Genomic DNA, 22962 nt, shown 5'->3' with positions numbered 1-22962 from the left:
GATTAAATTCCTGCTACTGATTTAGTTTCAATATGAATCCCTGGACTCATTGTTGAAGAGATGTGAATACTCTTAAAGTATGTTCCCTTTGCTGCAGATGGTTTCAAACGCGAAAGTGTTTGTAACACTTCCAATGCGTTTTCATAGATTTTATCTGCGGAGAAGGACACTTTACCCACTGAAGTATGGATGATTCCTGTTTTGTCTACTTTGAAATCAATTTTACCACCTTTAACATCCGTTACAGCCTTACCAACTTCGGTAGTAACTGTACCAGTTTTAGGGTTAGGCATCAAGTTTCTAGGACCTAGAATACGTCCTAATTTACCCACTTTAGCCATAACGCTAGGCATAGTAATAATGATATCAACGTCAGTCCAACCACCTTCGATTTTGCTGATGTAGTCATCAAGACCTACGTAATCTGCACCTGCTGCTTTAGCTTCTTCTTCCTTGTCTGGAGTACACAACACTAAAACGCGAACAGTTTTACCGGTCCCGTGAGGTAATGTCGCGATACCACGAACCATTTGGTTTGCTTTACGAGGATCCACGCCTAAACGAACGTCGATATCCACAGAAGCATCAAATTTAGTCGTTGTAATCTCTTTTACCAAAGCAGCAGCTTCTTGTAAAGAGTACGCCTTACCAGCTTCAATTTTGGATAGTGCCGCTTTTTGATTTTTTGTTAATCTAGCCACTTTCTTAAACTGATTTCGTTAATTAATTGTTCCAAGGAGCATTACCAGAAACGGTAATACCCATACTACGTGCTGTCCCGGCTACCATTTTCATAGCAGACTCTACAGTAAATGCGTTCAAATCAGGCATTTTATCTTTTGCGATCGTCTCCACTTGCTCCCAAGTAATAGAAGCAACTTTCTTACGGTTCGGCTCACCAGATCCGCTCTTTAATTTAGCGGCATCTTTCAACTGAACGGCTACAGGAGGGGTCTTAATGATAAAATCAAATGATTTGTCACTGTAAACTGTAATGACAACAGGCAATACTTGACCTGGTTTGTCTTGCGTACGAGCATTGAACTGCTTACAGAAATCCATGATGTTCACCCCTTTAGCACCTAATGCAGGTCCTACCGGAGGAGATGGATTTGCAGCACCGCCCTTTACTTGTAATTTTACTAACGCACTGACTTCTTTTGCCATTTTGTTTTGAATTTAATTGTTAAATGTTTGTTAGTAAGTTGGAAGCATTAACGTAACATTTATCTTCTCGCCGGCCGATAGCTTCAAACTATACAACCAAACGAGGTGCAAAGATATATATAATTAATGATACTAACAAAAAGTTTATAAAAAAATTTAGAGATAGAAAGCTATAGAAATGCCGAAAAAAAAGCCCCTGAAACAGGAGCTTTTTTTTATTCTTTTTCGACTTGCATATAATTGAGTTCAAGCGGCGTCTTACGACCAAACACTTTTACCATCACAGTCAGTTTCTTTTTATCTTCGTGTACTTCCTCGATCTCTCCGGTGAAGCCATTAAATGGGCCATCGTTTACCTTCACTGTCTCTCCTACATAATAAGGAACATTCATGCTTTCTCCTTGTTCCGCCATTTCATCCACTTTACCTAGGATCCGGTTCACTTCTGATGGACGTAAAGGAATCGCATTTCCCGCTTTGTCGCCCAAGAAACCGATAACGCTATTCAAGTTCTTGATCGCATGCTCGATCTCGCCATCTAAAGCAGCTTCAATTAAGACATATCCTGGATAATAGTTACGTTCCTTCGCCACTTTCTTACCATCGCGCATCTGATAGTATTTTTCCATAGGGATCAATACCTGAGGCACTAAATGCTGAATACCTAAGCGATTAACTTCAGCCTCAACATATTGTTTTACCTTCTTCTCTTTTCCACTAACGGCACGAACTACATACCATTTTAACGATTGATCTGCCATAAAATTCTACTGATAAATTAGGAAGTAATTCCGTACAATAACTCTAACAAGTTGCTTGAGGCTTTATCCATAACGAATATTACCAATGCGATAAGGATAGACGCTACAAGTACAACGACGGCAGAGTTTTGCAACTGAGACCAGGTCGGCCAAGTTACTTTTTCTGTAACTTCGACATAAGAGTCTTTAAAAAAATCAAGTACTTTAGCCATTTCAGTTTACCTAAATTATTTTAGCACGGGCACCAGGACTCGAACCCAGACCAAAGGTTTTGGAGACCTTCGTTCTACCTTTAAACTATGCCCGTGTATTTTTTACTGCTGCAAATATAGCGTTTACACGCTATTGGCGCAAATATTATTTATATTTTTTTGCACTGTTTTCCGATTACTATTGATAAACAGCGAAGTAGCGAGCTCGCCTACTTGGGCACATGCATAGAATACATATCACCCCTCAGAAACGAGTATTACTTAGAAAAAACAAGCTAATCAGCGTGAGCCGATTAGCTTGTTTTGTATACAGTATAATCCTAAAAGATTATGCTAAGATTTCAGTTACCTGACCAGCACCTACGGTACGACCACCTTCACGGATCGCGAAACGTAAACCTTTTTCCATAGCGATCGCGTTGATCAACTTTACAGTGATCGTAACGTTATCACCTGGCATAACCATTTCAGTACCTTCTGGTAATGAAATTTCACCCGTTACGTCAGTTGTACGGAAGTAGAACTGAGGGCGGTATTTGTTGAAGAATGGCGTGTGACGACCACCTTCTGCTTTCGACAATACGTAAACCTCTGCTTTGAAATCTGTGTGAGGAGTTACTGTACCTGGTTTACAGATAACCATACCACGACGGATATCAGTTTTCTCAATACCACGCAACAACAAACCTACGTTATCACCAGCTTCACCGTAATCTAAGATTTTACGGAACATCTCAACACCTGTTACTGTAGATTTCAAGTTCTCAGCGCCCATACCTAAGATCTCAACTGGATCACCAGAGTTGATTACACCTCTTTCAATACGACCTGTAGCTACAGTACCACGACCAGTAATTGAGAATACGTCCTCGATAGGCATCAAGAAAGGTAAGTCAGTCAAACGTGGAGGAATCGGAATGTAGTTATCTACAGCATCCATTAATTCCATGATCTTAGCTACCCACTCAGGCTCACCATTCAATGCACCTAGAGCTGAACCTTTAACTACTGGAATATCATCACCTGGGAATTCGTAGAACGATAATAATTCACGAACTTCCATTTCAACTAAGTCTAATAACTCTTGATCGTCAACTAAGTCAACTTTGTTCAAGAATACTACTAACGCAGGAACACCTACCTGACGAGCCAAAAGAATGTGCTCGCGAGTTTGAGGCATAGGACCATCAGTCGCAGCAACTACGATGATAGCGCCGTCCATTTGAGCAGCACCAGTTACCATGTTTTTCACGTAATCGGCGTGACCTGGACAGTCAACGTGCGCATAGTGACGGTTCGCTGTTTGGTATTCTACGTGTGCAGTGTTGATTGTGATACCACGCTCTTTTTCTTCAGGAGCAGAGTCAATTGAATCAAATGAACGAGCTTCTGATAAACCTGCATCAGCCAACACTTTAGTGATAGCAGCAGTTGTAGTTGTTTTACCGTGGTCAACGTGACCGATTGTACCAATGTTTAAGTGCGGTTTACTACGGTCAAATTTCTCTTTTGCCATGTTTATGCGAATTAGTAATTATAAAATATTTCTTGTTTAATCCTTTACAAAAGTAAAAAACTTTTTGTTATCCGAGCCAAAGATGGGATTTGAACCCACGACCTCTTCCTTACCAAGGAAGTGCTCTACCCCTGAGCTACTTCGGCTTTTAAAAGCTTATTTACAGATTAATGCCTCCACCTTATTTTAGATAATTTCACCAAAAAGACAGAGACTTAAATCAAATGTTAAAAAGTTGAGCGGAAGACGGGTCTCGAACCCGCAACCTATAGCTTGGAAGGCTATCGCTCTACCAATTGAGCTACTTCCGCTGATGTTCATCTATAGCACCTACAAATCAGGCTAACGATAAACAATTTAGTGTGGAGGGAGAAGGATTCGAACCTTCGAAGCCGAAGCAACGGATTTACAGTCCGTCCCATTTGACCGCTCTGGAACCCCTCCAAACCTGCAAATTACTTTGCGTTTAGAGCCTCTTATCGGGATCGAACCAATGACCTACTGATTACAAGTCAGTTGCTCTACCAGCTGAGCTAAAGAGGCAATATCTAAATTTTAAAAAACTCTCTCTAAGAACTCCTATCCTTTCAGATAGCGAGTGCAAAAATCTGACTTAGTTTTGATATTTGCAAGTTTTTTAAAAACTTTTTTTTCTTGTTAAAGAACGCTTTCGTTATCCGTCTCGAACACATCGACTGTGTTTGATTTTGATGATGCAAAGATAGTCAACCCAGCGAAACTTCAAAAATATTTCACAAAAAAAACCGGGCATTTTAACCATATACTTGATACGCAAGGAAATAATTTACATCTTGCACCGCATTTTAACAGGGCATATTTATCAGGACATTCATGAATTTAAAGATCTCTTATAAAACTCTCGTATTTCTCTCCCTCTTTATCAGTCAAACTCCGTATGCACAAGCACAAGTTCTAGAAAATAATTTTGTAAAAAAAATCATTAAAAAATTTCTTTCTTCGGAGAAAGATTCAACCCGGGGGGCTAGTTTGATGATCCTTCCCGCCGTGGGATATGCTCAAGAGTCTGGATTTGAATACGGAATTGCCGGCACCTACAATTTCTACCTTGACAAAGCGGATTTAAACAGCCGTACATCTAATATCACGTTGATTGGCACATTGACCACGAAACAACAAAAAAACATCAAACTATTGACGGATATTTGGACTAAAAACAACGACTATCATATTCTTTCTGAACTTCGGTACCGTGATTGGCCATTTAATTTTTATGGGCTTGGATCAAACACTTGGGTGGTCGACGAGGACTTCCTTGAACAAAAGTTGGTACGCGCCAAGGTAGACGTAGAAAAGAAAATTGCTTCCCAATGGTATGCAGGAATCAATGCCAATTTCGAGTACTTTAAATTTGAGGATCGTGACGCCGGTGGAATTTTTGACCGCCCGGAAGTTTTAGGAAAGAAAGGTGGGCGATATCTCGCTCTCGGCATCTCCTCGTTATACGATACCAGAAACAACACCACATACACCACCAAAGGCTGGTACACACGTGTTAAATATGCTTATGCACCCGATTTTTGGGCGGAAGATAACTTTACCGGAAGTCAGTGGGAAGCCGATTTACGTGGCTTTCACGCCTTGTCCGGCAAATTAACACTTGCCGGTCAATTGCTCTATCGGGGGACCTCCGGCGATGACATCCCCTTCTACGTATACAGAGATTTAGGAGGCGACATGAATATGCGCGGTTATTACCTAGGTCGGTACAGAGACAAGAACTACACAGCCGCACAGGCGGAACTTCGGTACCGCTTTATGCCGCGTTTTGGCGTTGTCGGTTTTGCCGGCACTGGAAGCACATTCTCCAAACAACATAACTTGCGTCTAGTTCCTAGCTTTGGTGGTGGGATACGTTATTTCTTCAGCTTAGAGCACAACAGCACTATACGTTTTGATTACGCCTTCGGCGAACAACGACCTGGCGAAAAGAGACAATCAGGATTCTACCTAAGTATTAGTGAAGCTTTTTAGCGACAGGGCTGTCTACGCCAATTTTCACCACCAACCCAAATGTTGGTGGTACGTAGTATAACATGCATTTACGATATGTGATTTGAGCCGTACACAGCGGCAATCGTATAGTTAACGACTCGCTATTGACGTGGATAAATAAACAGTACTACACGATGACACGACCGTATATTTGGTCGGTTTGGGTCTTAGGTAAAATGGCTCAACAGTGTTATCAGTTGATCCAAGCTTGCATAACTGACTTCCGTATTTGTAGACTATAGCTATTCACCGAAGGGAGCGTTCTTCGACCATTCCGCTCAATGTCGCCAGTACGGATATCGCAAGAAAAAATGCTCTTTTCGCTGTCCGGTACGCTGCAGTACGACGCCAAAATGGAAGAGATCAATGGAAATAACAATCGTCGGATCATGACAGAGTGCTTGCCATTTCTTTAGGGAGTGTTGTGTCCGATAAGGTTCGTGAACAATAACAATTTTACCTTCGCCAACAAGTTCGACGAGCTCGCCAACAGTGAAAGGTTCCTGGGTCACCCAAACCGCCGACGTATTTACCAACTCCGGATACTCGGTCAAATTTGGAATAGACCAATGACTTAAAATATCAGCTAATAAATCACGATAGCCCGCGGAAAAACCCTCTGGTAAGATCGTCCGTTGCCTACAGGTAGCTGATGGAACGTATATAACCTGATCAGCCAATGCATAGACAAATGGAGAATGTGTCCCGTGCCGGCTATTGGATACAAAAAAGTGGGTAATCTGCTTCCAAATATAGAACATCGTACAAAAATAACGTTTTCGACCGGGAGTTAAGATGGAAATTGCAAGATAAAAGTACTTCCTTTATCCTCTTCACTTTCGACGAACAAGCTCCCTTTATGGAGAAGCATAATCTGCTTACTCAATGTTAGACCTACACCGCTGCCCGATTTCTTTGTTGTAAAGAATGGTGTAAAAATTTGCTCCTGAATCTCGGCAGACATCCCCTTGCCATTGTCCTGCACTTTAATAAGCACTTGCCCGTCCCTACTCAAGCCGGCTATACTGATATAAGGCTCGGGAGATTCCTTAACCGCTTCTATGGCATTCAGTAATAGATTGATCAGCGCCTGCTCCACTAAATTCACATCGGCTTGTAACACCAAGCGGGTATCTTTAAGAATAATGTCCAGATCAATATGCTTTTGCAGCAGCGTTGGCTCCAACAATTGGTAAATATTTTCAAATAAAATTTTCAATTGTATATCCGCAAAATTTGGCTGATCCACTTTATTGATCAAGCGATAACTTTTAGCAAACTGCAACAAGCCTTCGCTTCTGCGCTTTATGGTATAGATACCTACTTTCAGATCTTCGATATCCTGTTCACCCTCATCTTGTTCAAGCCGCCCGTGGAGAGTATCCGCCAGCGAACTAATGGGCGCTATGGAGTTCATGATTTCATGAGTCAGTACACGTAAGAGCTTGTGCCATGCTCGCGTTTCAGTCTCGTCAATGGCCTCATTGATATTCTGATAGACAACAATTCGGAATGTACCTTCTTGTGTTTCAAACTCGGAGCCGTGCATCAACAGTTTGATCTTTCCAACCGAAGAACTCGCCGTTTCCATCTGCTGCTTTCCGATCTTTACCTGTATGGTTTTCTCATACAACGCCTCATGCCGTTTCATTAATCCCCGGATATTCCCTAAATGTGGCGTTTGAAATAGTTGTTTGAATGCATCATTAATCCAGATCACTTTTCCGGTTTCAGCCTGATAAAAAATAATCGCTGAATCCAACATATTAATGACCTTGTTCAAATATTGGTGCTGTATTTCCTTATCGATACTGATCTGCTTATAAACGGTATTGATCTCGTTAAACGCTGTAAAAAGTCGTCCTTCCATACTGCGTGGATGTTTCACGGCAAACCTGCGTGTGAAATCCCTATACTTAACAGCTTCCGAAAAATCTAATACCTGATCGACCAACCGACGTTCGGCCCCTAGCCAACGATAGGCTAAGCTCGCTAAAAAAATACACAATAAAATCCCATAGGCATACCATTGAACAAAAAACAAATAGGCCGCAGCGACGCTCAACAGCACCAACATACTTGTCTTGAAAAAAAGCATATAATGCGAGCGTCCCATTTCTAAATGTCGTATTTTTCCATTCGTCTGTATAGCGCAGCCCGTGTCAAGCCTAGTTCTCGGGCAGCTTTACTAATATTGCCATTAAACCGTTCAATAGCCGATTGTATCGCTTTGCGTTCCATTTCTTCCAAGCTTTGGTTGGTAACGGCTGCTGTTGCAAGCCCAGTATCGTTTGCAGCTTCTTTTTCAATAGGAGAAAAAAGAATATCGACATCGCGTATGCTTTGTTGCTCCGACATGATGACCGCTCGCTCCATACTGTATTGTAATTCACGTACATTACCTGGAAAGTGATACGACCTCAACTTGTTTAGAGCTTCGCGCTCGAGTCCCTCAATATGTTTATGATATTTCTGATTGTAAAAACGCAAAAAATGATTCGCGAGCAACACGATATCTTCCCCACGTTCACGCAGGGGCGGCACCTGGATTTCGACAGTATTGATACGATAAATCAAATCCTTCCGGAAACGACTTTCATCCGCCAAAGCTTTGAGCGGCACATTGGTCGCACTTAACAGACGGATATCTATCGGGATGCCCTGATAAGATCCCAAGGGCACAACTTGTCTATTCTGTAAAACACTCAACAGCTTGGCTTGTTGCTGTAAATGAATATTTCCAATCTCGTCCAAAAATAAAGTTCCGCTATGCGCCGCTTCAAAACGTCCTTGCCTGTCTTCACGGGCATCGGTAAAAGCTCCTTTTTTATAGCCAAAAAGTTCGCTTTCAAAGAGCGTTTCGGTTAGCGCGCCAACGTCCACCTTTACATAGCTTTTTTTGGCACGCAGCGAACGTTTATGCAACGCCTGTGCAATCAAGTCTTTTCCCGTTCCATTCTCTCCCAGTATCAATATATTTGCCTCCGTCGGTGCCACCTTATCCATTTTATATTGCAAATCTTCCATAATAGCAGACCGACCTACAAGCTCGCTTTCATCGCGCGTTGGAAGATTAGCCACTTTTGGTTTTCCACTAGCTTTGCTCTCTTCAAAGATTCCCTCTAAGGTTTGCAGTAAATGTTCGTTCTGCCACGGTTTCACGATAAAATCAGAAGCACCTTGTTTCAATGAGCGTACTGCAAGATCGACAGCTCCATAAGCCGTGATCATCACGACTTGAATATGGGGATATTGGCCTTTTATCTTACCTAACCAAAACAGTCCTTCATTTCCAGTATTAATTGCGCTTTTAAAATTCATATCTAACAGCACGATATCGATCTCATTCCTAGACAAAATATGCAATAGATTTTCGGGATTGCGCTCGACGATAACCTGCTTAACTTTTGGTTTAAGCAATATGCGAACCGCGGTTAACAGATCTTGATCATCATCGACTATTAATACAGATGCTTTTTTCATGAGTTGTAAAATTTCGCTTGGCGGCATGATGTGTCTTTTCCAAAAAGCATTTGGTTGGCCACACGCATGATATGGATATTGAACGCTGCAAGAATGATGAGTTCAATATCAGACGAAGATAATTATAATTCCAATTTTCCTGCGTAATAATCATTGATATATTTTTGCAAGATCCAAGCATATTGCTTGATCAGCAATTGATTGGTGGCATTATCTAGCTTATTTTTTGCCGTCAGAAGCAAAACCGAATTGCTGTTGCCTGCATCAAAATGTACCTGTGCTATTCGAAACGCTTCTTGATAATCACGCTCCTGCTTCCGCAGGCTGTGCACGTTTTTTTGCACGGTCGACAAACTGAATACGGCTTTGGCCGTTTCTTCCCGAACCAGATTTTCCTGAACCTTCCGGTTCCATTTTGCTTCATCCAGGTCCAATCGAGCAAGCTTCACCTGATTCCGCACCTGCATTTGATTGAAAATGGGTACCCTCAAGGTTAAGGAAATCCCTTTTGACGGGTAATTCGTCAATTGCTGCCAATAATTGTATCCTTGCTCGTCCACACTAGAAAACCGAGATTGTACTCCTGCGTCCAAAGATAAAGAAGGATAATATTGAGACTTGGCCACCTTGATACTATGTTCAGCTTGTTTGATCCGCCAATCCAACGCCTTAAAGTTTGGCAACGTACGTAAAGCAGACTGATACAAATCTTGACTCATGTCTACTGTTTCTTCAGCGGGAAGGGACAAAGGCTGCAATGTTGGCAAATCATTCCCGCTTATATTGAGGAGCGCCATAAGGCGAAGCTGGTTGTTGTAAAGTTCTTGTTTCGTATTCTGTACATTATTTTCCTCCGCTTGCAGTTGTCCGCGCAAGTCGTAGTAGTCGCCGGGGTTAGCAGCCCCCTCCTGTTGCATCACTTCGGAGCGACGCACATTTTCGGCAGTGACAGCCATTTGCCCCTCGGCTTGTTTCAGCATATCCTGTGCGGTCAGCACCATCACATAAGCCTCGATCACATCCAATTTCAATTCGTTGGCCGCACTTTCAAATTCTAATTTTCCGGCTTCTCGTGCACTCCCTCTTAGCCGTATATCATGCAGGATTCTAAAACCATTAAAAAGTGGGGCATTCAAAGAAAGAGATTGATTACCCGAAAAATAACTATTATCAACAAACTGGTTGGTGGTACTATTGATACTGCGACCCTGATTGTAAGAGTGACTGACACTTCCATTCAACGATGGCAGACGATTATATTGGGCTTGTCTATAGTTAATCTGATCGCGTCGGAGGTCGAGCTCCGAGCGTTTCAGGGAAGGATTATTTTGTATAGCCAACTGCACGCAATCGGAAAGGGACAAACTTTGGGAGGTTTGCCCCATAACCGATATAGCACTACTATAACAAACTATAAACAACAAAGTAATTCGTACAAAATATTTCATTCACGGTGTTTTTAGCTTTCATCCACAGCACGTGCCAAAACAGCAAGACACTAACACACAGCAACATACGAATAAACAAAACGTACGACTGTCCGTAAACGGACAGCAACTGTACGCCGATGAACAGTACATGTTAAGCATGTACCCCACTATTGCCCAGCTGCTCGTCTACATTCGCGCTCATTTTGTGCCCCCGTCGCGCCACTACCCCGAATCCGGAATCACAAAAAAAGCCGATATCGATACTGACACCGGACACAATGACACAATACTTCGTTTTCTGTCCACGACCGAACAAAAACTGTCCGAATACGAACACCATAAAAACAACAAGCACTACAACATATTGCAAAACAACTATTTACAAAAATGGCACAAGTATTATATAACAATGATAGAAACGATATTTATACGACTGCTACAACGCGGAGCAGCTATAAAAATATAACATTCTTTACATCATACATGGACAGACCAATAGAACAGAAAAAGTGGAATACGAAGCGGATTTTGACGCTTATAGGCGTGGTGAGCATCTTAGCACTGATCAGCGCGAGCTACTATTTTACGAGCGGGAATAGCAAACTGAATGTGGAGGCAGACCGCATCAGCATCGTGGAAATTAAGGAAGGAACTTTTCAGGAATTTATTCCCATCAATGGGACTGTCTTACCCATTAGCAGCATCTACCTAGATGCCTCTGTTGGCGGCCGTGTGGAGGAAAAATATGTCGAAGATGGTGCTGTCCTCAAAAAAGATGATCCGATTATGCGTTTATCCAATACCGATCAAGAGCTCAGCTTAGTAAATCAAGAAACACAAGTACTTAATTTATTAACGCAGGCGCAGATCGCACGCACCAACGCCGAACAGGTGTCTATTAATAACCGTAACCAGATGGCGGACGTGGAACAGGCTTTCCGCGAAGCGGAACGGATATACCGATTAAACAAGAAACTCTACGCTGAAAAAGCAATCGGTTCGCAGGAATATGAGAAATCTCTCAATGAATATAACTACCAAAAACAGCGCGTAGCCCTTACCAAGCAGATCCTTCGTCAAGATTCAATATCTACAAGTCAGAAAGCAACGCAAGATAGGGAAACTTATCAACGGACACAAAGTGCGCTGGAACTAATGCGCCAAAAAGTGGGAGACCTCATTGTCCGGGCTCCTGTTGATGGACAGTTGACTTCATTTGACGCAGAAATCGGGCAAAACAAAAATGCCGGAGAACGTCTTGGACAGATCGACGTGTTGACTGGATTTAAAGTCCGCGCAGAGATTGACGAACATTACATCAACCGGATTTTCACCGAACAGGTGGGGCAATTTGTACTGAGCGGAAAGACATACGAACTGAAGATAAAAAAGGTGTACACTCAAGTAACCAACGGCCGTTTCCAAGTGGACATGGAATTTGTAGGCACTGCGCCCACCGGCATACGCCGCGGACAAACGCTATCTATTAGACTGGCGCTTAGTGACGAAACCAAAGCACTTTTATTGCCAAAAGGAGGTTTTTACCAACAAACCGGCGGCAACTGGATATTCAAACTCGATAAGAGCGGCAGCACAGCTTACCGTGTCGACATTCAATTAGGACGTCAGAATCCAGAATATTACGAGGTGATTGGCGGACTTGCGACAGGAGATAAAGTCATTGTTTCGAGCTATGAAACATACGATAAAATTCAAGAGCTGAATATCAAAAAGTAGCATGAACAAAATGCATAGAGGTTATAAATGAGTGACAAAATAGTAAAAAGATGATAAAGAATTTTTTTAGATCGGCCATCCGAAACCTTCGGAAAACGAAGGGGTACAGCTTTCTGAATATATTCGGCTTGGCACTGGGCATTGCCGTAACCGCACTCATCTTTTTATGGGTAGAAGACGAAGTGTCTTGGAATGACCATTTTGTCAATAAAAAGGATATATACATTACAAAGTCAAAACAAACATATGATGGCAATATCAACGTGTTTGAGGCCACACCCGCACCGTTTGCACAGGAATTTCAACGAGATTTTCCGGAGGTATTGCATGCTGGTCGAATGTACTGGGGCAGCAGCAGCCTATTCAGTGTAGGGGATAAACAGCTTTATCAGTTCGGTTATTATGCCGATCCTGCGATACTTTCTATTTTGATGCCGGAATTTCTGGAAGGAACTATCAAATCTGCATTGAACGACCCCAGTAGTGTGGTTTTAAGCGAATCAGCCTCCATGAAGCTCTTCGGCACAACGAAAACTGTTGGCAAGACCGTAAAGTTTGACAATAGTGAGGTGTACACGATATCCGCCGTTACGAAAGATTTTCCTAAGAATTCAAGTTTTAAATACGACTGGTTAATCGACTTTAAAAAGTTGGAAGCATCAAAACCAGAGTTTGGATTTAAAAACTGGGGGAATAACAGCGTCATGACCCTAGTTCAATTAGATCCGACGGCAGATTTGACCGCCGTGAATGCAAAATTGAAGTACTACATCGATGACAAACAAGGATCCAAAGAACATACCGACGAGAATTTCCTGTATCCCATGGAACGCTGGAAAATGTATAACACATTCAAACAAGGCATCGAACAAGAGGGCAAGATCAAAAGTGTCCGCCTATTCACCTCCATCGCGTGGTTGGTTCTTTTAATCGCTTGCATTAATTTTATGAACCTTTCCACCGCGAGATCGGAAAAAAGAGCAAAGGAAGTTGGCATGCGCAAAATAGTAGGAGCGAAAAGGAGAACTTTAATCCTACAATTTCTCGGAGAGTCCCTGATTTTTGCTGGTATAGCCGGACTTATCGCTGTGGGGTTAGTAAAGCTTGGCCTTCCCTTTTTCAATACTTTCGTATACAAAGAACTAACTATCGATTTAAAAAATAGTTATCATCTGGGTTTTCTTTCAATAATCACACTCGTGTGTGGGGTGATCTCGGGCAGTTATCCCGCGTTTTTTCTTTCTTCGTTTGACCCACTGCGCACTATAAAAGGAACGCGAAAAGTTGGTTCAGGAAGTGGGGTACGAAAAACACTAGTCGTCACACAGTTTACAGCAGCTATTATCCTGATGATCTGTACATCCATTATCTACTTGCAGGTGCAACATGCGAAAAACCGCGATCTTGGATTTGAACGTAGCCACGTGATCATGACAGACATCCAAGGCGAGATGTTCAAACATATGGATGTTATTAAGCAAGAGCTAAAAGCCACAGGGCAAATTGAATCCGTTGGTTTGAGTATCACGAATGTGTTAAACGTAGGTTCAAATACATCGGATTTTGAATGGGACGGGAAAGATCCAAAATCATCCATTCTTATCGGATTTACGTTTGTAGACCCAGAATTTACCGATGCATTAAGTATAACAATCAACGATGGGCGAAATTTTAGGCCTAATTTTCTTGGTGACAGTTCGTCCATATTGATCAATGAAAGCTATGCCAAACTCATACAACCTGATGGTTTGGTGGCAGGTAAAACTATAAAAATGAATAATATACCATTTACTATTGTAGGTGTTGTAAACAACTATGTATATAACGACATATACGGTACCGCCGAACCATTGGTCTTGGCCCCTTTGGATGTGGGTTATGCATACGGGTATAACGGTGGAATAATGAATATTAAAATAAAGCCACATGTCAGTTTCCAAGACGTTATTGCTCAAATTGAAAGCATAGTAAAAAAATATAATCCCGAATTTCCATTTAGTTACCGGCCACTTGATGAATCATTCGACAGTTACTTTGGCACAGAAATGATGCTCCAAAAATTGGCTAGTTTATTTGCGATTCTAGCCATCATTATTTCGTGTCTTGGATTGTTAGGTTTAGCGGCATACGCGGCCGAACAACGGGCACGAGAAGTTAGTATCCGTAAAGTGTTAGGAGCTTCAGTAGGACGTCTCGTTAAAATGCTTAATTATGAATTCCTCGTCTTAGTTGGCGTGGCCTGTCTCATCGCCTTCCCAATAGCGTGGTATTTTATGAATGATTGGTTAATGGGCTATAACTACCACATGGAAATGCCTTGGATCATCTTCTTGTTTGTTGCAGGTTTATCGTTAGCAATTGCAACTATAACCATCAGCTCTCAGGCTCTCCGCGCAGCAACGAGCAATCCAACGAAGACATTACGAAACGAATAACATGCACATACGAACGCGCTAAATACATAACATATGATCAAAATAACCAATCTGCAAAAATATTACCGCACCGAAGAAGTAGAAACGGTGGCCTTGAACAACGTAAATATCCATGTGAAAGAAGGCGAATTTGTAGCCGTCATGGGACCATCCGGATGCGGAAAATCTACGCTACTGAATATTGTCGGATTACTGGACGATCTAGATGAAGGCAGTTACGAGTTCAACAGCATTGAGGTAGCAAAATTCAAAGAGGGAAAACGATCAGATTTACGAAAACACAACATTGGGTTTGTTTTCCAAAGTTTCAATTTGATCGATGAGCTCACGGTTTTTGAGAACGTGGAGCTTCCACTCGTGTATACGAATGTACCAGCTGCTGAACGCAAAAGACGGGTCGAAGAAGTACTTGAAAAAGTACAGATCATGCATCGTCGCAACCACTTTCCGCAACAATTATCTGGAGGACAGCAACAACGGGTCGCCGTAGCACGTGCCGTCGTAAACAATCCGAAGCTGATTTTAGCAGATGAGCCTACCGGTAACCTCGACTCGAGCAATGGTAATGAGGTCATGCAACTGCTGACGGAGTTGAACGAAGCCGGAACAACTATCGTTATGGTGACACACAGTGAACACGACGCCAAATTTGCGGATCGCGTCATCCGAATGCTGGATGGGCAGGTCATTATGGAAACCGAGAACGTTTCCTGACGACATTCACCAAAAACGCGAAAAACGTTGGACCGGAAAACATGGACGATACTAAACGACAAAATCACTTTCAGTAAAACGGAAGCTAAAATGACAACCAGTTTTAAACTTACAATAAGAAAATTATGGAAAAACAGGCTTTTTACCGGCCTCAATATCCTTGGATTGGCAATTGGCATCAGCGCCTGTTGGATTGTTTTTCGTATCGTAAATTATGAGTTCAGCTTTGATCGATCACATCCATACAAAGAACATATCTACCAGGTTGTATCCAAACAGTTTTTCGAGAATAAAGAAGGTACATTTGGAGGCGTTCCCCTTCCTTTAGCCCCTTTTATTCGATCAACGCATCCAGATATAGCTGTGGTCGTTCCAGTATACAATAGGTACTACGAAACAGTTAGTATTCCGGCACACAACAACAAACCGCAAATCTATGAAGAACAATCTGCTATAAAAAGTGTCCTGCCGGCCTACTTTAAGTTGGTACCATATACCTGGCTGGCAGGGAACCCTAGCGCAGCGCTTGCTGAGCCAAACCAAGTCGTGCTAACGGCTTCGCGTGCGACATTGTATTTTCCAAAAACAACATATACCGATATCGTCGGAAAAACCGTGCAATATGACAGCACCTTATTCACCGTGACAGGAGTAGTCGCCGATCTAGATCAACCCAGTAGTTTTGATGGAAAGGAATTCATGCCTATTCCGACCAACGAATGGACAAACGAAAACTGGATGGGGTCTAATTCCAATCATACGTTATTCATTAAATTGAAGGATCCTCAAAAAGCTTCCCTTCTACAATCGGCAAATAAAAAAATCACCGACATGGTAGGCGAGAAATTTAAAGAATACAATGTTCGCATCTGGTTCGATGTATTGCCCCTGGCTGAAAAACATTTTCGGCAAGACGTAGCTATGGGGAGCTACGCTGCAAATCCCAAAATATTATACGGATTGATTGGAATAGGCTTTTTTTTGTTGCTATTGGCATGTATTAATTACATCAACCTCACCACGGCGCAAATTCCGCAGCGCGCCAAAGAAATCGGCATTCGAAAAACCATGGGCGAGCGCTCTTGGCGGATGACCTGGAACTTTCTACAAGAGACATTTATGATTTGCATGTTGGGCTTACTGCTCTCCATTCCATTGGTCCGCGCTTTCCAGTGGATGTTTACGGATTTTATGCCCCCTCAGATCAACGAATATTCCGATTTGCGTGCCGTCATCATCTTTCTTATAGTACTCGTTACAACGTTGACACTTATCGCTGGCCTGTATCCTTCCTATTTAATAAACCGTGTCAACGTCGTTCAGGTCATCAAATTAAAAAGTATTGGCAAGCTTACGTTAGGCAACATTACCCTGCGCAAAATATTGATTGTTTTCCAGTTCGTTATTGCACAGGTTTTTGTCATTGGTACGTTTATCATCGCCCGGCAGATGACGTTTATGATGGAAAAAGACCTCGGGTTTGACAAGCAAGCTGTTATTACGATGCGTTTTCCGTATAAATCGTCTGAAAATGCAGATGTCAACCCTTTTCTACTAAAACAGGCCTTGTCAAACGATAAGGACATACAAGCGGTAGCCTTAGGCCATCTTCCGATGAGCAGCGAACATTGGGGCAACAACCTGTCGATAGAGACTGATACCGGAAAAGTGCAAGTCCACCTACCCTTTAAATACGTGGATCCAGAATTTTTTAACGTCTACGACATCCAACATCTAGCAGGTCGCGCGCCTACCCTTGCAGACACTGCAAGAGGCATCTTTCTGAATGAGCAAGCCCGTAAAGCACTCGGTTTTCAATCGAACGAACAAGCCGTTGGACAGTTTGTAAACTACAGCGAAAATACGCCTCTGCAAATCGTGGGCATATTACAGGACTTTCATCAGAAAGATCTTCACACAGGGATGGAACCATTAGGTATCCGCATTTCTACGCAACAACACACCTTGCGGGCTTTTAATATCAAACTCTCTAAAAACACAGAAACATGGCCGGCTACGATCACGCGTATAGAAAAAGCATGGAAAGTGTTCTATCCAAACGCTCCGTTCCTCTACAAATTTTATGACGACGAAATACGGGCCATGTACGAAAGCGATGTACGCCAAGCACGTATGATCAACCTGGCGACGGCTGTTACCGTTATCCTCAGTTGCTTGGGACTAATCGGTTTAGTCACACTGACGGCCTATCAACGCACAAAGGAAATCGGTATCCGCAAAGTGCTAGGAAGTACGATACCGGGCATCGTCATCCTGTTAGCCAAAGATTATGTAAAATTAGTGGGTATCGCCATTGTATTGGCTTGTCCCATTGCTTGGTGGGGAATGAACAAATGGTTGGAGAATTTCGCGTATCGTATCGACGTACAATGGTGGATGTTGCTGTCGACCGGACTCATTACCGTCGTAATTGCACTATTGTCAGTAAGCTACCAAGCCGTTAAAGCTGCTCGCTTTAATCCGGTAGATAGTTTACGAGACGAATAGGCTGAAACAGATTGCATAGCTTAGAAACAATGATACAGAATTATATAAAGATGGCTTGGCGCAACCTGATGAAACACAAGTTGTACGCCTTGATTAAAGTGGGTGGTTTCGCGTTCAGCATCGCTGCGTGTATTCTCATTACCCGATACATTATTTATGAGACAAGTTACGACTCCAGTTATACATATGGCGACCAAATTTACCGAATTGTCGGTCGCATGGAAGATAAAGGGACAATTCGCCGAGGCACGTCGTTTCAGGCTCCGCTCAGCAAAGCTATACAAGCAGACTTCCCCGAGATTGAACTGGTGGGCCGGATACTTCCCAATGCGTTATTTTATGGTGCTGGCAGCAATCAGGTATCCACGGAACGAAATAATGAGAGCGTCTATGAGGAAGGGTTTACTTATATGGATCAACAGGTGTTGGACATGCTGGAACTGCCGGTGGTATTTGGTCAGCGGGACCAAGCGCTAACAGCACCCTATTCCTTAGTAATGACCGAAAGTAAGGCTGCCAAATTGTTTCCCGAACAAAATCCAGTTGGAAAACTGGTTTATCTCAATGGTGACCGTACTAGACCATACACGGTCAAAGCAGTCATTGCGGACATACCTGATAATTCGCACCTCAAAACCTTCCATTTTTTCTTGACCTTAAACGGCGTTGTGTTCTATCCCGGTGAGCAGGAAAATTGGGGTGCGACAAACTATCCGATGTACGTCAAGTTAAAAAAGGGCACTGATATTCCGCAATTTGAAAAAAAATTAACTCAACATATCCGCAAGAATTATTGGATTCCACAGCTCGCACAGGGGGGCAATAGTAAAGCTGCACAAACCTGGAGTTCTGTTGAATTATCCCTCCAGCCTATCCGAGATATTTATCTACATTCTAATGGCATCGAAGACTACAAGAACACGCCGCAGAGCGATATTCGGTTAATTTGGTTATTCGGTGCGATTACAGCTTTCATTTTGCTTATCGCATGCGTCAACTTCATCAATCTATCCACAGCCAAATCGGCTAACCGAGCGAAAGAAGTAGGCTTACGCAAAGTCGTCGGATCGCGTCGGAGCGATCTCATTTTCCAATTTTTATGTGAGTCAATGCTCTATAGTGTATTGTCCTTTGTAATCGGCATACTTATCGCCTGGCTAACTCTCCCTTTGTTCAATGAACTAGCAGGCAAACAGCTCCATTTTCCATGGTCCGATTCAACATTTATCCTGCTTCTTCTGTTATCAGCGATATTGGTGGGTTTGATAGCGGGCATTTACCCCGCCTTCTATTTATCTAAATTCAGACCAGCTGCTGTCTTTAAAGGGGAGTTGCGGCAGGGACGGAGTCCCGTACTCCGAAACAGTCTTGTCATCTTCCAGTTTGCCACATCCGTTGTTCTGATCATTGGAACATTAATTGTCAACCATCAACTGCATTTTATACTTACCAAGAAAATAGGCTTTGAAAAAGACCAGGTTCTAGTACTACAGGGAACGGCAACCCTTGGCAATCACATGCACGTATTGCAGGAAGAAATCGCCCGACTGCCGCAGGTCAAGAGCATGACAGTAAGCGACTACCTTCCTGTACAGGCCGCCGGCGTCAAAAGAAACGGTAATAGCTTCTGGAAAGAAGGAAAAATAGACGTGGAGCCCAGTCAAAATGGACAGATTTGGGAAGTTGACGAAAACTACATTCCCACATTGGGTATGCAACTAGTTGCTGGTCGAAATTTTCAAAAAGACAGAGCTTCTGATTCTTCCGCCGTCGTGATCAATGAAACGCTGGCGAAGAATTTAGGCCTCGAAAACCCCGTCGGGGCACGAATTACAAACGGCATGACATATACGGTCATTGGAGTCGTGCGAGATTTTCATTTTGAAACACTCAAAGACGAAATCGGCGGCATTTGTTTATCCTTAGGCAACAGTCCGACCATGCTTGCTGTTAAACTACAAAGCAAGGATATAGAAACGAGCCTAAAAGCATTGTCGATGATATGGAAACGGCTATCCCCGAATCAGGCGATGCGTTACACTTTTCTCGATGAAAGTTATGCACATATGTATGCCGATGTCAAACGTACGGGGGCTATTTTCAGTACGTTTGCTTCTCTAGCGATCTTCATCGCCTGTTTAGGATTATTTGGTCTCGCGGCATTCACGACCGAACAACGGGTCAAAGAAATCGGTATACGAAAAGTTTTAGGCGCCAGTATTCAGGGTATAGTACAGTTGTTAACGAGGGATTTTCTGCGCCTAGTGATTATTGCCATTGTTATCGCCTCGCCCATAGCCTGGTGGATGATGAACACTTGGCTGGCTGATTTTGTGTACCGCATTGCAATCCCGTTGTGGATTTTTGTTGCCGCTGGAGCGGCAGCGATATTCATTGCTCTTGTAACTGTCAGCTATCAGGCTATCAAGGCCGCACAAGCGAACCCAGTGGATAGCCTAAGAAACGAATAACCATGTCTATTCTCTAACTACTTAGATCCAGAAAACATGATCAAGATTTTTTTTAAAACGGCTCTTCGATATATACAGAAAAACAAGCTGATTACAACGATCAACATTGTCAGCTTGGCTATCGGGATCAGTGCGACCCTGGTCATATTTTTGCTGGTTCAATATAACTACAGTTTCGACAAACATCTTAAACATGGAGACCGTACCTTTCGTCTCGTCAGTGAAGGTGATAATTTCAAATTTGGAGGCGTACCACTACCGCTCATACGCACATTGCAGGATGAAGCAACAGGGATTGAAACCGTCGTTCCACTCTACAAATTTCCGAACATCTCCATAAAGATTCCGAAAGAAAAGTCGGTTGATTTCATGGTTTTCTCGAAACAAAATCGCCTGGTTTTTACAACCCGTCATTACTTCGATCTGTATACGCATCATTGGCTCGCCGGAAACGCAGCTTCATTGGATAAACCCAACACGATTGTACTTACGGAAACCGATTTAAATCGTTTTTTTCCGAATTACAGTCCCGAAGATGCCATCGGTAAAACGATCATTTTCGCTGACTCTATTGCTTTTCAAGTTTCAGGAGTTGTCCAACCGATGCCGCGAAATTCCGATTTCGCATTTAACAGCTTCGCATCTTCAGCAACCATTCCAATTTATCCATCGCTCACCGACTTATCGAACTGGGATCAATGGAATAGCTATTCGGATTCTTACCAGTGTCTTGTCGTTTTAACTGCCGGAACGAAGCCAGCAAAGGTGGAAGCAGATCTCTCTCTCATTGTATCCAATCACAAGAAAGAACAAACCGACGTATGGAATGTCCACTCCAAACTTCAGCCCATCGCGGATGTGCATTTCAACGCGGCATTCAATTATCAAGCCGTCAGTTCAGCCACCTTGCGGAACTTAATAATTTTAGCACTATTTCTGCTGTCACTTGGAGCAATTAACTTCGTCAATCTATCTACTGCTCAATCTATCGAACGAGCAAAAGAAATTGGCATTCGAAAAACCTTAGGAAGCTCAAAGTTTATGCTCAGTTTTCAATTTTTAGCAGAAACAGCTGTCATCTCATTTCTGGCCACGCTTTTGTCTATCGTCTTACTACCTATTCTACTCCATGCATTCGAAGGTTTCGTTCCCGAGGGTTTAACTTTAGAACGGGCACCACTCCAGTTTATTGCGGTATTTTTAACCGCGCTATGGATTATAGTTACGATAATAGCCGGATCTTACCCGGCATGGATATTAACCGGATACGTTCCTATTCTCGCGTTAAAAAACCAATTCAGCAAAAATAGTAATCTGTCCCGCAGCAGTTGGCTACGCAAAAGTCTCACTGTTTTTCAGTTTATATTGGCACAAGTTTTTTTGATCTGCGTCGTTGTCGTTACGAGACAGATTCAGTACGCGGTCCAGAAAGATATGGGTTTTCGCAAAGACGCAATTGTTAATTTCTATATTCCCGGAAACTACAGCAATTCCACTCAAGGCAACATTTTAAAAACTAAATTGCAGGCGATCCCAGAAATAAAAGCGATAAGTTTTGGTAATCAATCCCCCGCCTTCTCGGGTTGGATGAGTTCTACCATGAATTATGACCAATCGACAGACAACAAACCGGTAACGTTGGATGCCCGAAATGGCGACGACCACTATCTGGATGTATACCAAATTCCGTTGATTGCAGGCCGAAACATCCGCTTGCTGGATTCGACAAAAGAAGCACTAATCAATGAAAAAGCACTGACCCTCTTAAACGTGGCGTCGCCAGCGGAAGCGATCGGCAAAACATTCAACAATGGAGAAACCACCATTGTCGGCATCATGAAAGATTTTGATTTGGCCTCCGCGCGGTTTGATATCAGGCCTCTCATCTATTGGGGCAACAAGGACGGTTACGTTATGCACATTGCACTGGATCAACAACACCCCGAAAATTGGAAGATTGCGCTAGATAAAGTGGCCATCGTCTATAAATCGGTGTTTCCCGACGATGAGTTCGAGTATACCTTTCTGGATGATACCATCGCAGGTTTTTACAAAAAAGAACGACAGCTCTCTCAGCTCCTCCGCTGGGCAGTATCCTTATCTGTGCTGATTGCCGGTCTGGGATTATTCGGATTGGCTATCTTTACCGCGAACCAACGCACAAAAGAGATCGGTATCCGTAAGGTATTGGGCGCATCCGTTTTACAAATTCTGATGCTGTTATTGAAAAACTTGCTATCACTCGTTGGTATTGCTTGTTTGGTAGCCTTCCCTATAGCGTGGTATTTCATGCACAAATGGTTAGCAGATTTTGTATATCGCGCGCCGATTCATTGGTCAATTTTCGCGCTGTCAGCCCTTGGTCTGCTATTCGTGGCCACCGCCGTTCTATTATCGAAGACATATTTTTCAGCTCGAGCCAATCCCGTAGATAGTTTACGCGATGAATAATACACCTATAAATCATGGTATTACATTCAAATTCTGCAAATAA

The 22962-nt window shown here is 42.8% G+C and carries 17 protein-coding genes and 5 tRNA genes; 7 read left to right on the top strand and 15 right to left on the bottom strand.

Translation table 11 applies throughout. From position 1 onward, the window contains the following. Positions 1–2 precede the first annotated feature (2 nt). From rplA to ACFSR5_RS11270, 10 genes are all read right to left on the bottom strand, one after another. Positions 3–701 carry a 50S ribosomal protein L1 gene (gene rplA, locus ACFSR5_RS11315; RefSeq protein WP_380903785.1) on the bottom strand — a complete coding sequence of 233 codons (699 nt, stop codon included), beginning with the start codon at positions 699–701 and terminating at the stop codon, positions 3–5. A gap of 22 nt (positions 702–723) precedes the next feature. Continuing rightward, positions 724–1167, bottom strand: a complete 444-nt coding sequence (gene rplK, locus ACFSR5_RS11310) for a 50S ribosomal protein L11 (RefSeq protein ID WP_037495627.1) — start codon at positions 1165–1167, stop codon at positions 724–726. A gap of 215 nt (positions 1168–1382) precedes the next feature. Further along, on the bottom strand, positions 1383–1928 hold the full coding sequence (nusG, locus tag ACFSR5_RS11305; RefSeq protein ID WP_380903782.1) for a transcription termination/antitermination protein NusG: 546 nt from the start codon (positions 1926–1928) through the stop codon (positions 1383–1385). A gap of 17 nt (positions 1929–1945) precedes the next feature. After that, a complete protein-coding gene (gene secE / locus ACFSR5_RS11300; RefSeq protein ID WP_380903780.1) occupies positions 1946–2140 on the bottom strand; it encodes a preprotein translocase subunit SecE in 195 nt (64 codons plus the stop codon). A 24-nt stretch (positions 2141–2164) separates the two neighbouring features. Then, positions 2165–2235: transfer RNA gene (locus ACFSR5_RS11295), tRNA-Trp, on the bottom strand. Between the two features lie 233 nt (positions 2236–2468). Continuing rightward, entirely contained in the window at positions 2469–3656 is a 1188-nt protein-coding gene (gene tuf / locus ACFSR5_RS11290) for an elongation factor Tu (protein ID WP_380903778.1), read from the bottom strand. A gap of 74 nt (positions 3657–3730) precedes the next feature. Continuing rightward, a tRNA-Thr gene (locus ACFSR5_RS11285) sits at positions 3731–3802 on the bottom strand. A gap of 92 nt (positions 3803–3894) precedes the next feature. Further along, positions 3895–3967, bottom strand: a tRNA-Gly gene (locus tag ACFSR5_RS11280). 52 nt (positions 3968–4019) lie between these two features. Continuing rightward, a tRNA-Tyr gene (locus ACFSR5_RS11275) sits at positions 4020–4100 on the bottom strand. A gap of 26 nt (positions 4101–4126) precedes the next feature. Beyond that, positions 4127–4199 (bottom strand) — tRNA-Thr (locus tag ACFSR5_RS11270). A gap of 309 nt (positions 4200–4508) precedes the next feature. Between ACFSR5_RS11270 and ACFSR5_RS11265 the strand changes: the two genes are divergently transcribed. Continuing rightward, complete coding sequence (locus ACFSR5_RS11265; RefSeq protein ID WP_380903776.1) at positions 4509–5669, top strand: BamA/TamA family outer membrane protein; 1161 nt, start codon at positions 4509–4511, stop codon at positions 5667–5669. A gap of 299 nt (positions 5670–5968) precedes the next feature. Here ACFSR5_RS11265 and ACFSR5_RS11260 read toward each other — a convergent pair whose 3' ends face one another. From ACFSR5_RS11260 to ACFSR5_RS11240, 5 genes are all read right to left on the bottom strand, one after another. Beyond that, on the bottom strand, positions 5969–6451 hold the full coding sequence (locus ACFSR5_RS11260) for a hypothetical protein (protein WP_380903774.1): 483 nt from the start codon (positions 6449–6451) through the stop codon (positions 5969–5971). Between the two features lie 29 nt (positions 6452–6480). Beyond that, a complete protein-coding gene (locus ACFSR5_RS11255; RefSeq protein ID WP_380903772.1) occupies positions 6481–7806 on the bottom strand; it encodes a sensor histidine kinase in 1326 nt (441 codons plus the stop codon). Between the two features lie 2 nt (positions 7807–7808). Further along, positions 7809–9173 carry a sigma-54-dependent transcriptional regulator gene (locus tag ACFSR5_RS11250; protein ID WP_380903770.1) on the bottom strand — a complete coding sequence of 455 codons (1365 nt, stop codon included), beginning with the start codon at positions 9171–9173 and terminating at the stop codon, positions 7809–7811. Between the two features lie 122 nt (positions 9174–9295). Then, positions 9296–10621 carry a TolC family protein gene (locus tag ACFSR5_RS11245; protein WP_380903768.1) on the bottom strand — a complete coding sequence of 442 codons (1326 nt, stop codon included), beginning with the start codon at positions 10619–10621 and terminating at the stop codon, positions 9296–9298. A 133-nt stretch (positions 10622–10754) separates the two neighbouring features. Further along, on the bottom strand, positions 10755–10973 hold the full coding sequence (locus ACFSR5_RS11240; protein ID WP_380903766.1) for a hypothetical protein: 219 nt from the start codon (positions 10971–10973) through the stop codon (positions 10755–10757). A 17-nt stretch (positions 10974–10990) separates the two neighbouring features. On the opposite strand from ACFSR5_RS11240, the gene ACFSR5_RS11235 reads away from it, so the two are divergent. From ACFSR5_RS11235 to ACFSR5_RS11210, 6 genes are all read left to right on the top strand, one after another. Then, positions 10991–12340 carry an efflux RND transporter periplasmic adaptor subunit gene (locus ACFSR5_RS11235; RefSeq protein ID WP_380903764.1) on the top strand — a complete coding sequence of 450 codons (1350 nt, stop codon included), beginning with the start codon at positions 10991–10993 and terminating at the stop codon, positions 12338–12340. Positions 12341–12390: 50 nt separating this feature from the next. Then, the gene (locus ACFSR5_RS11230) at positions 12391–14775 is read left to right on the top strand and encodes an ABC transporter permease (RefSeq protein WP_380903762.1); all 2385 of its coding nucleotides are present in this window, start codon (positions 12391–12393) and stop codon (positions 14773–14775) included. A 33-nt stretch (positions 14776–14808) separates the two neighbouring features. After that, positions 14809–15489: an ABC transporter ATP-binding protein gene (locus tag ACFSR5_RS11225; RefSeq protein ID WP_380903760.1), complete on the top strand. Its 681-nt coding sequence runs from the start codon at positions 14809–14811 to the stop codon at positions 15487–15489. Positions 15490–15579: 90 nt separating this feature from the next. Continuing rightward, positions 15580–17997, top strand: coding sequence for an ABC transporter permease (locus ACFSR5_RS11220; RefSeq protein WP_380903757.1), 2418 nt, complete (start codon positions 15580–15582; stop codon positions 17995–17997). Positions 17998–18026: 29 nt separating this feature from the next. Then, positions 18027–20468, top strand: coding sequence for an ABC transporter permease (locus tag ACFSR5_RS11215; RefSeq protein ID WP_380903755.1), 2442 nt, complete (start codon positions 18027–18029; stop codon positions 20466–20468). A 36-nt stretch (positions 20469–20504) separates the two neighbouring features. Next, positions 20505–22919 carry an ABC transporter permease gene (locus tag ACFSR5_RS11210; protein WP_380903753.1) on the top strand — a complete coding sequence of 805 codons (2415 nt, stop codon included), beginning with the start codon at positions 20505–20507 and terminating at the stop codon, positions 22917–22919. The last annotated feature ends 43 nt before the right edge of the window (positions 22920–22962 follow it).

The sequence above is a fragment of the Sphingobacterium suaedae genome, assembly GCF_042684625.1.
Classification (GTDB): Bacteria; Bacteroidota; Bacteroidia; order Sphingobacteriales; family Sphingobacteriaceae; genus Sphingobacterium; species Sphingobacterium suaedae.
This window is presented reverse-complemented; position numbering and strand designations above follow the sequence as displayed.

What these genes read in the sequence shown, in the direction of transcription:
- rplK (WP_037495627.1), bottom strand. Translation starts at nt 1,167, where the DNA reads ATGGCAAAAGAAGTCAGTGCGTTAGTAAAATTACAAGTAAAGGGCGGT.
- nusG (WP_380903782.1), bottom strand. Translation starts at nt 1,928, where the DNA reads ATGGCAGATCAATCGTTAAAATGGTATGTAGTTCGTGCCGTTAGTGGA.
- secE (WP_380903780.1), bottom strand. Translation starts at nt 2,140, where the DNA reads ATGGCTAAAGTACTTGATTTTTTTAAAGACTCTTATGTCGAAGTTACA.
- tuf (WP_380903778.1), bottom strand. Translation starts at nt 3,656, where the DNA reads ATGGCAAAAGAGAAATTTGACCGTAGTAAACCGCACTTAAACATTGGT.
- ACFSR5_RS11265 (WP_380903776.1), top strand. Translation starts at nt 4,509, where the DNA reads ATGAATTTAAAGATCTCTTATAAAACTCTCGTATTTCTCTCCCTCTTT.
- ACFSR5_RS11260 (WP_380903774.1), bottom strand. Translation starts at nt 6,451, where the DNA reads ATGTTCTATATTTGGAAGCAGATTACCCACTTTTTTGTATCCAATAGC.
- ACFSR5_RS11255 (WP_380903772.1), bottom strand. Translation starts at nt 7,806, where the DNA reads ATGGGACGCTCGCATTATATGCTTTTTTTCAAGACAAGTATGTTGGTG.
- ACFSR5_RS11250 (WP_380903770.1), bottom strand. Translation starts at nt 9,173, where the DNA reads ATGAAAAAAGCATCTGTATTAATAGTCGATGATGATCAAGATCTGTTA.
- ACFSR5_RS11245 (WP_380903768.1), bottom strand. Translation starts at nt 10,621, where the DNA reads ATGAAATATTTTGTACGAATTACTTTGTTGTTTATAGTTTGTTATAGT.
- ACFSR5_RS11235 (WP_380903764.1), top strand. Translation starts at nt 10,991, where the DNA reads ATGGCACAAGTATTATATAACAATGATAGAAACGATATTTATACGACT.
- ACFSR5_RS11230 (WP_380903762.1), top strand. Translation starts at nt 12,391, where the DNA reads ATGATAAAGAATTTTTTTAGATCGGCCATCCGAAACCTTCGGAAAACG.
- ACFSR5_RS11225 (WP_380903760.1), top strand. Translation starts at nt 14,809, where the DNA reads ATGATCAAAATAACCAATCTGCAAAAATATTACCGCACCGAAGAAGTA.
- ACFSR5_RS11220 (WP_380903757.1), top strand. Translation starts at nt 15,580, where the DNA reads ATGACAACCAGTTTTAAACTTACAATAAGAAAATTATGGAAAAACAGG.
- ACFSR5_RS11215 (WP_380903755.1), top strand. Translation starts at nt 18,027, where the DNA reads ATGATACAGAATTATATAAAGATGGCTTGGCGCAACCTGATGAAACAC.
- ACFSR5_RS11210 (WP_380903753.1), top strand. Translation starts at nt 20,505, where the DNA reads ATGATCAAGATTTTTTTTAAAACGGCTCTTCGATATATACAGAAAAAC.